The organism is Alkalihalobacillus alcalophilus ATCC 27647 = CGMCC 1.3604 (genome assembly GCF_000292245.2).
GTDB classification, from domain to species: Bacteria; Bacillota; Bacilli; order Bacillales; family Bacillaceae_D; genus Alkalihalobacillus; species Alkalihalobacillus alcalophilus.
Map to the genome: position 1 here is coordinate 57,505 of NZ_ALPT02000016.1, position 9,389 is coordinate 66,893.

Sequence of the window (9,389 nt, forward strand, 5' to 3'; positions counted from 1 at the left end):
ATTTTTTTGTTGAAGTGGTTGTCAAAAGGTTTCGTCAATTTTATAATAGGGAGACCATCCGATTTTGGTGCCGGTAAAATAGAAAGGCTATTAATAGGGGAGTAGAGTGAGGGGAAAAGCATGTCACAACCACAAAAACAATTTTATCTCGTTCGTGAAGATATATTAACAGATGCTATGCAAAAAACACTTGAAGTAAAATCATTATTAGAATCAGGAAAAATGAAAAAAATAAATGAAGCGGTTCACCGTGTAGGACTTAGTAGGAGTGCTTTTTATAAATATAAAGATGGAATATTTCCATTCCATACGATGATGAAGGAAAAAATTATTACGTTGTCCTTGAATTTAGTCGATCGTTCTGGTACACTTTCACAATTATTAACGTTAATTGCTGATTCAGGAGCTAATATATTAACGATTAATCAGTCGATTCCATTACAAGGAAGAGCTCATATTACGTTATCAATTAATACATCCTCAATGAAAAGTGATTTAAACGAATTAAAGATAAAAATTGAGGGTTTAGAAGCTGTAGAGAAAGTAGAGCTGGTTGGATCAGGCTCTTAAAAGGAGAGGAAGAAACCATTGACTAAAGTAGCTTATTTAGGACCTAAGGGAACATTTACAGAAATAGCAGCTAGAGCTGTTTTCCCACAGTCTTCTCATATACCGTATCAAACGATTCCTACGTGTATGGATGCTGTATTTGAAGGAGAGGCTGACCTTGCTGTTGTCCCAATTGAAAACGCGATTGAAGGTTCGGTTAATTTAACGTTGGATTATTTAATTCATAAAAAAAGGCTACCGATTATTGGGAGTATTACGGTACCTGTTGCTCAACATTTATTAAGAAGTAAGTGGCAAAAGGAAAATGGGAAGACAGAGCCTAAAAAAGTCATTTCACATCCCCATGCGATTGCCCAATGTCATGACTATTTGCAGCTTCGTTATCCACAAATTGAGTTTGAGTACATGAATTCCACGGCAACAGCGGCTAAGTGGATTTCTGAGCATCCAGAGGAAAATGTTTTAGGGATTGCTAATGACTTAGCAGCAGCGGAATATAATTTAGACATCGTTGAACAGAACATTCATGATTTTGATAATAATCGTACGCGTTTTTTAGTGCTTGCGAAAGAGAATCACGTTTATCAAGTACAAGGTCCGTTTAAATTGGGAGATAAAACAACATTAATGGTCACGTTACCTTCTGATTTTTCAGGAGCATTGCATCAGGTGTTATCTGCTTTTGCTTGGAGACGACTCAATTTATCAAAAATAGAATCAAGGCCAACTAAAACAGGGCTTGGCAACTATTTCTTTATTATTGACGTTGATCAATTAGTCGATGATGTGTTAATTCCTGGTGTTGTTGCAGAGTTAGAAACGCTCGGTTGTGGAGTAGAGATATTAGGGAGTTACGAAAGTTTTTCTTTAACAGAAGTGAAGGAAGGAATATCCCATGAGGTCACATGATGACTTGATGGGTTTTTTTGATAAGGGGAAGAAATGAAATCGTAGAGAGGGATGTAAGTAATCGTTGAAATATCAACTAACGAAAGGAGGAGAGGTAAGGACAATCATATTTGCCCTACCTCTTTCTCTTTACTGTCAATTTTCCTTAATCACAATTTTTCATTAAGTAAAAAGCCTTGTTTCTCAAGAGCTTGTACGGCTTTATCAATGGCTTCCACGGATGGGGCTTCAATAGTATGAAGGTGCACGCCGTTTGTTAGTTTTGATAAAAGTGGCGCATTTGTGTCGGATAGATGCTGGCAAAAATCTTTGACATCTTGACGGTTTGATAATCTTAACGAGCCGGTAATTTCGCCATAAACGGGATGTTCAATGATGACATCTTTTACAGTGACCCCGTGGTCGACAATGAGATTGAGCTCATCCATTGTCTGTTCTGGAGAATGAGAGCAAGCGATGATTCGGCTATGAAGTTGTGGCGTTAGATTTTGGTGATAAACATATCCTTGTGCAGTCGCAATAATGGGATGGTTTTTGGCTTTTAGAATCGATATATCTTGGACAATTACTTGACGACTCACATTCGTTCTTTTGGATAAGTTCGTACCAGTTAATGGTCCATTTGCTGATTGTAACCATTGTAAAATCATTTTTCTTCTTGCTTCACCAAGCAATTTTTTATTGTTTTCCATTAAACTCCTCCTTGAAATTTGCTGAAATATTGAGTAGAACTTCTAGTAAATAATCAACATCTTCTTTTGATGTATGCCTTCCAAAAGTAATTCGAACATATTCATGAGCATCGGATGTTGAACGGCCGATTGCAAGTAGTGAGGCAGGTGGTTCGGTTAATCCAGCACGACAAGCAGAGCCAGTTGAAATAGCAAGCCCTTTCCGTTTGCACTCGAGCATAAGAAGCTGTCCTTCGATGCCTTTTCTTCTTAAGCCAATGTGAAAAGGCAGCCTTTCTGTTGGATGCCCTTCAAAAATAAAGGCAGGGTCCTCTTTTAATCGCTTTATAAAATGCTGTCGTAACTCCTCTAATCTGTTCGCTTCGCCTGTTTGATGAGTGAAGGTTTCTTCTGCCGCTACAGAAAAGGCGACGATTGCTGGTATATCAACCGTACCAGATCGGAAACCAGCTTCATGCGTAGTTCCTTTTAAAAAGGGTTTCCATTGAATTTTGGGATCAATAATTGCAGCTCCTAATCCTTTTGGTCCATACACTTTATGAGCCGAAATAGAAAAGGCATCTATCACATCAATCGGTATATCGATTTTTCCGAACGTTTGTACACAGTCACTAAATAAAAGTATATCATGTTTTTTCAAGAGGTTATGAATTCTCACTAGATCTTGAACCGTTCCTAATTCACCACTTGCATGAGCAAATGTAGCGAGGATTGTTTCTGGTTGAATCGCATTTATTAAATCTTCTACAATGATACGACCTGTAGTATCAACCTCAACAAATGTAAGGGAAAATCCTTTGTTTTCTAAATAATGTAAGGCTTGTTTAACGGAATGATGTTCTGTTTGAAGGGCTAAAATATGCTTTCCTTTGTTTTGATTTGCCTCTGCTAAACCAGTTATCGTTAAAAAGTTAGCTTCACTTCCTGAACCTGTATAGTAAAGGGAATGAGCTGGTATTGTTAGTAAATCAGCAAGCGATTTTCTTGCAACAGTTAAGATATCAAGAGCTTCTTCCCCCCCTAAATGTAAGCTGCTGCTATTGCCGAAATACTGTCGAGCCATTTCGGCGTAAGCTTCAATTGCTTTTTCAGCCATTGGTGTTGTCGCACTATAATCCAAATAAATCATTTTATCACCTACCAAATATCATTCTATCTCAACTTTCGCATCGAGAAAAACCGTTCAACTAGTTGGCAGAGCGAATAGAAGCTCTTAAACAAATGCCCTTGACACGTTAGAAAAGCGAGAACGTACTATCACACCAAACGGATAAACTGTGCATCAAGAAAAAATAGACAATGTACAATGCGCTTCGGCGGTCGCTCCCAAACAGACAGTCCGCGTCCTTGCCGAGAACCTCATGAGCCTCCTCAGCGTTTCACGCTTGCGGGGTCTCATTGGAAACCGTGGAGCGAGACCCCGCAGGTGTGCCGAGGAGGCTCGCAAGGTTCCCGCAGGACGCGGAGTATGGTTTTGGGAGCGACAGCCGCAGCGCTTCATTTTAGTGAACAGTTTCCTTCAACTGCCTACTAAGAAAGAGATGTGTTCAGACTGTCAACGATTGAACCGTTCATGTAAAGTCAATTTGAGCATTGCATCTCCCTAAAGTCAATCTCTATCAACGGTTAAGGGTCAATCATACGCTGCGAAAGTTGAGATTCTATTAAATAAATAAAAAAAATCTTGTCACTAACTCTATTTTATGTAAAGATAGGTGACAAGACAACTGTAATGTTATTAGGGGGACAAAAAATGACGATGGCTAGAGCAGGTGTCATTATTATTGGAAGTGGGATAGCTGGTTTAATGGCTGCACATTTATTAGCTGATGATTTTAATGTGATTGTTCTCACAAAGTCAAAATTAACAACTTCGAATTCAAAGTTGGCACAAGGTGGCATTGCGGCTGCCCTACATCCGAATGACAATTGGAAAAAGCATTTTGAAGATACATTACGGGCTGGTTACGGTCATCATCTTGAACACAATGTTGAGTTGATGGTGAAAAGAGCTCCTGAGCTTATCACATATATGGCCAATTTAGGTGTACCATTTGATCGAACAAAAACACAGGGGTTTAAGCTTGGGATGGAAGGAGCTCATCAAGAACGAAGAATTGTTCATGCAGATGGGGACCAAACGGGTAAAGCTTTTGTCATGACTCTTTTAGAAAAAATAAAAGGTCGTGTTGAGGTGATGGAGAAAACGGAAGCGCTTAGTCTTGTGAAAGAAAATGGTCAAGTCATTGGCGTCCAAACTGATAAATGTTTATTAAAGGCCGATTTCACCATTATTGCAACAGGTGGTATTGGACAATTGTATACGTATACCTCAAATGCTAGGACAACAACTGGAGATGGTATGGCTCTTGCTTACCGGGCTGGTGCTATGTTAAGTGACTTAGAATTTATCCAATTCCATCCTACTTTGCTGCTCCATCAAGAAGAAGTCGTTGGTTTGGCAAGTGAAGCTTTGCGAGGAGAAGGAGCCAGACTAGTAGATGAAAATGGGTTTGCGATTATGAGTGAACACCCTAATAAGGATTTAGCACCAAGAGATGTAGTAAGTCGGAAAATATATGATTATCAAGCTGCTGGTAAGAAAGTCTTTTTAGATATCTCTTCCATTGAAAAATTTTCAGAGCGATTTCCGCAAGTTTTTCAAATTTGTCAGAGGGCTGGGATTAAGCTCGATACTTCATTATTGGAAGTGGCACCGGGAGCTCATTTTATTAGTGGTGGAATTAACACAAATGAGCACGGGGAAACTTCATTGCCGGCATTATATGCACTTGGGGAAGTAGCTTGTACAGGGGTTCATGGAGCAAACCGTTTGGCAAGTAACTCATTATTAGAAGGTTTAGTTTTTGCAGAACGTGCGGTTTTAGATATTCGTGAAAAAGCGAAGTCGCTTCACTTTAAAGGTTTACAATTTTTATTAGAAACTGATTTGACTCAAAAAGAAGAGTCTGTGAAGTTACCTAGTTTAGAGCATCTTAGAATGATGATGACCCAATTTGCTGGAATTAAAAGAACAGAGGCGGGCTTAAAAAAAGTGATTGATTGGCTCCGTCCATATCAGCCATGGCTAGAGCAAAAGTCATCTTTTGCACCAAAACAAATGGAAGAAGCCAATCAACTATTGATCGCCTTATTGATTTGTCAGTCTGCACTAGCAAGAACGGAGTCAAGAGGTGGACATTTTCGTTTAGATTATCCAAAAGAGCAAGAGGGATGGTTAAAAACGACATTAGAGGTAAAAATCAATCAGCCAATTCGAAAAAAGAAGCAGCTTATTTCACTTTAAAGGAGGGGAACAGAGATGAATCTTGTGAAACTGAAACAATTATTAATTGAATTTTTGAATGAAGATTTAGGGGACGGGGATGTGACAAGTCAAGCATTGCCGCAGTCTTTAATTAAAACCGCTTATATTACGGCTAAACAAGATGGTGTCTTTGTCGGAAGAGATATAGTGAAAGTCGGGTATCCACTTCTAAGTCATGAGATCGAAGTCAAATTATTCGTGCAAGATGGAGACTTTGTACAAAAAGGAAAAGTGATTGCTGAAATGACTGGTCCTGTCGATCTCTTATTAGCGGGAGAAAGAGTCTTTTTAAATTTAATGCAACGAATGTCTGGGATTGCTACGTTAACGAAAAAAGCGATTGAACAACTTGATGATTCGACGATTCGCTTGTGTGATACTCGAAAAACAACACCAGGGCTCAGAATGTTAGAAAAATATGCCGTAAGATGTGGTGGGGCATTTAATCACAGGCGTGGCTTAGATCATGCGGTCCTTTTAAAAGAAAATCACATTGCGGCTTATGGTGGAATTATAGAGGCCGTTCGTGAGGTGAAAGCAAAATTAGGCCATATGACCAAAATTGAAGTGGAGATCACGAATCAAAATGAATTATTCGAAGCGATCGAAGCGAAAGTCGACGTGATTATGTTTGATAATTATACTCCAGAGCAAATTTCCAAACAAAGGAAGTATGTACCAGAAGGCATTGTTACAGAAGCTTCTGGCGGTATTGATTTACAAACGTTACCAGCGTTCAGTGGTTGTGGTGTTGACTATATTTCATTAGGGTTTTTAACCCATTCGGTTCAAGCGATGGATTTGAGTATGTTATTAAAAGGAGATGTAAAACAATGAGCGTTTTAGAACAAATTGCCCAAGTGAAACGAATTCCGGAAAAGTACAACTTGATGACTACTGCAGAAAAAGAAGCGAGAATTTGGGCAATTAAGGAAAAGCTTGGGGAAAAGCTTTTTATTCCTGGTCATCATTATCAGCGAGATGAAGTCATTCAATTTGCTGATGTCACGGGAGATTCACTTCAATTAGCTCAGTTAGCGGCAGAGAATAAAAAAGCAGAGTTTATCGTTTTTTGTGGCGTTCATTTTATGGCTGAAACAGCTGATATGCTAACAGAGGATAACCAGCAAGTTCTGTTGCCAGACTTAAAAGCAGGTTGTTCAATGGCTGATATGGCTAATATTGACCAAACAGAAAAGGCGTGGAGCCAATTAAAACAATTGTTCGGAGAAACGATGCTCCCGCTCACGTACGTCAACAGTACAGCGGCAATTAAAGCTTTTTGTGGGAAATATGGTGGTGCGACAGTGACGTCGTCGAATGCCCAAAAAATGGTCCAGTGGGCTTTTACGCAAAAGGAAAGATTACTCTTTTTACCTGATCAACATCTCGGCCGAAATACAGCCTATGACTTAGGGATCCCCCTTGAGCAAATGGTTGTCTGGGACCCGATTCAAGAGCAACTAGTAAATGAGTTTAATACACCTCTTGAAGAAGTGAAGGTGATTTTATGGAAAGGTCATTGCTCTGTCCATGAAAAATTTACAACGTCTCATATCGAGCAATTAAGAAAAAATGAGCCAGAAACTAAAGTGATCGTTCATCCAGAATGTACACATGAAGTTGTTCGTCAAGCTGATTTAAACGGATCGACCCATTATATCATTGAGACAATTAAAAATGCTGAAAAAGGTACTTCTTGGGCAATCGGTACGGAAATGAATTTGGTGCAACGCTTAGCCAAAACCTATTCAGATTTATCGATTGTCTCATTAAACCCAACAATGTGTGCCTGTTTAACAATGAACCGAATCGACTTAGACCACTTATTATGGTCGCTAGAAGATTTGATGGAAGGGAAATTACGTCATCCGATTACAGTCGATAAAGAAATAACAAAAGATGCTTGTTTAGCGCTACAAAGAATGCTCGAACGCCCATAAGTTTGGGCGTTTTTTAATTTTATAAACGTGAAACGATGTAAAGCTTTTACGATGCGTTAAAAGAAATCCCCTTAGTAGGAATAGGTGTATCGTTTTATAAGCCTCCCCTTTTTCTGAGGTACTGCTTATTTCATTTGACTTCATATTAAATTGATAACTTGTATATAGGTCTAAAACAATGTTCGAAAACATACATTTGGCAGTGAGAAGGGTCAAGACTCTAGACGAATGGTTATAAATTGGGCAAAAATACAGTGTCAAGTTGCCTAGCGTCTCATACAATGTAATGAATGTAAGAGGAGGGAGCATGATCGTGAAAATTCATATTGTCCAAAAAGGAGAGTCTCTTTGGAAAATCGCCCAAAAGCATGGAGTGAACTTTGAAGAATTAAAAGCAGTTAATTCACAAATTAGTAATCCTGATGTATTAATGCCTGGGATGAAAATCAAAATACCTACAGGAAGTGTTCCTGTAAAAAAAGAATCACCGATTGTTGCACCACAGCAAGTCATTAAAGAGCAACCGATTGTTAAAAAGGAACAACCAGTTGCACCGATACAGCCAATGCCGCAACCACAACCACAACCGATTTCTAAAGACATTACAAAAAATTACGAAACAAATATGAATGTATTTTTATATAATCCACAGCCGAAAAAAGTTGTCCATAAACCAAAGGAGCAGCCAGTTGTTCAACCGAAAAAAGAACAGCCGATTAAAGAAAAACCAGTAAAAGAAATGCCATTACCTAAACCACCAATGCCGAAGCCTATGCCAGAAGTACAGCCGCAAGTACAACCGCAAGTACAACCACAAGTAGAAATGCCAGTACAAGAGGTTGAGTATTGTGAGCCACCTGTTCAGCAGCCTTGCCCACCTATGCATATGACACCAATTAGTCCAGTTATGCCAGGTTGTGCAAATTGTGGATTTCCAATAAAACCAGCAATGTTTCCGCATGGACATCATGGTCACCATGGATATCACGGGCACCAAGCCCAGCAGCATCATGGATTCGGAATGGCACCACAAACATTCCAACCGATGGAAGGGGATTGTGTAGAGGAGCAGGTACCAACGCCTTATCAACCTGCCCAAACATTACCTGCGTACGGTCATCAGTATGTTCAACCAGACCACGGACCACAGCCGATGCCAGAGCAAAATGGAGGATTTCCAATGCCAGGCCACCATGGAGGAATGATGCCGATGCCAGAGCAAAATGGAGGGTTTCCAATGCCAGGCCATCATGGAGGAATGATGCCAATGCCAGAGCAAAGTGGAGGATTTCCAATGCCAAGCCATCATGGAGGAATGATGCCAATGCCGGGTCAAGAAGGAGGATTTCCAATGCCAAGCCACCATGGAGGAATGATGCCAATGCCAGAGCAAAGTGGAGGATTTCCAATGCCAAGCCACCATGGAGGAATGATGCCAATGCCAGAGCAAAGTGGAGGGTTTCCAATGCCAAGCCACCATGGAGGAATGATGCCAATGCCGGGTCAAGAAGGCGGATTTCAAGCTCCAGGGCAAAGCGGGCAAATGTTCCATAGCACTCAAGGACAATTTATGGGGCGGAACCATTCACAACCTAAAAGACAAATGAATCATTATAACGAACAAGATGATTATGAAGATTAATAAAAGATAAAAAAGACGCCTCAAAAAAGTCATTGGACTTTTTTGAGGCGTCTTTTTGTGGAAATAAGGTAATAAGTAATGAAAATTGGGATGAAGCAAAATTAGGGTGCGAATAAAGCGTGATTGGTAATGGAAATTGAGGTGAAGCCAAATTAGGGTGCGAATAAAGCGTGATTGGTAATGGAAATTGAGGTGAAGCCAAATTAGGGTGCGAATAAAGCGTGATTGGTAATGAAAATTGAGGTGAAGCCAAATTAGGGTGCGAATAAAGTGTGATTGGTAATGGAAATTGAGGTGAAGCCAAA

Annotated in this window: 9 protein-coding genes; 6 read left to right on the forward strand and 3 right to left on the reverse strand. The window is 39.8% G+C overall.

Translation table 11 applies throughout. The features are described 5' to 3' along the window. Window positions 1-120: 120 nt before the first annotated feature. A complete protein-coding gene (locus BALCAV_RS06280; protein ID WP_003320572.1) occupies window positions 121-570 on the forward strand; it encodes an ACT domain-containing protein in 450 nt (149 codons plus the stop codon). An 18-nt stretch (window positions 571-588) separates the two neighbouring features. Next, window positions 589-1,479 (forward strand): prephenate dehydratase, encoded by an 891-nt coding sequence (gene pheA, locus BALCAV_RS06285; protein WP_003320571.1) that lies wholly within the window; start codon window positions 589-591, stop codon window positions 1,477-1,479. A 149-nt stretch (window positions 1,480-1,628) separates the two neighbouring features. On the opposite strand, the gene BALCAV_RS06290 is transcribed toward pheA, so the two are convergent. Next, window positions 1,629-2,171, reverse strand: a complete 543-nt coding sequence (locus BALCAV_RS06290) for a transcription repressor NadR (protein ID WP_003320570.1) — start codon at window positions 2,169-2,171, stop codon at window positions 1,629-1,631. Next, on the reverse strand, window positions 2,158-3,300 hold the full coding sequence (locus tag BALCAV_RS06295; protein WP_003320569.1) for an IscS subfamily cysteine desulfurase: 1,143 nt from the start codon (window positions 3,298-3,300) through the stop codon (window positions 2,158-2,160). Before BALCAV_RS06295 ends, BALCAV_RS06290 begins: the two co-directional genes overlap by 14 nt. A 624-nt stretch (window positions 3,301-3,924) precedes the next feature. Between BALCAV_RS06295 and nadB the strand changes: the two genes are divergently transcribed. The 4 genes from nadB (at window position 3,925) to safA (ending at window position 9,084) form a co-directional block, all read left to right on the forward strand. Further along, window positions 3,925-5,478 carry an L-aspartate oxidase gene (gene nadB / locus BALCAV_RS06300; protein ID WP_003323601.1) on the forward strand — a complete coding sequence of 518 codons (1,554 nt, stop codon included), beginning with the start codon at window positions 3,925-3,927 and terminating at the stop codon, window positions 5,476-5,478. Between the two features lie 15 nt (window positions 5,479-5,493). Beyond that, entirely contained in the window at window positions 5,494-6,336 is an 843-nt protein-coding gene (gene nadC, locus BALCAV_RS06305; RefSeq protein WP_003323602.1) for a carboxylating nicotinate-nucleotide diphosphorylase, read from the forward strand. Continuing rightward, window positions 6,333-7,442, forward strand: a complete 1,110-nt coding sequence (nadA, locus tag BALCAV_RS06310) for a quinolinate synthase NadA (RefSeq protein ID WP_003323603.1) — start codon at window positions 6,333-6,335, stop codon at window positions 7,440-7,442. The genes nadC and nadA overlap by 4 nt, the downstream gene beginning before the upstream one ends. Before the next feature lie 307 nt (window positions 7,443-7,749). Next, window positions 7,750-9,084 carry a SafA/ExsA family spore coat assembly protein gene (safA, locus tag BALCAV_RS23220; protein WP_052044345.1) on the forward strand — a complete coding sequence of 445 codons (1,335 nt, stop codon included), beginning with the start codon at window positions 7,750-7,752 and terminating at the stop codon, window positions 9,082-9,084. On the opposite strand, the gene BALCAV_RS22245 is transcribed toward safA, so the two are convergent. Beyond that, window positions 9,035-9,389: hypothetical protein (locus BALCAV_RS22245; protein ID WP_160173392.1), on the reverse strand; the 355-nt coding region annotated here is incomplete at its 5' end. The genes safA and BALCAV_RS22245 overlap by 50 nt on opposite strands.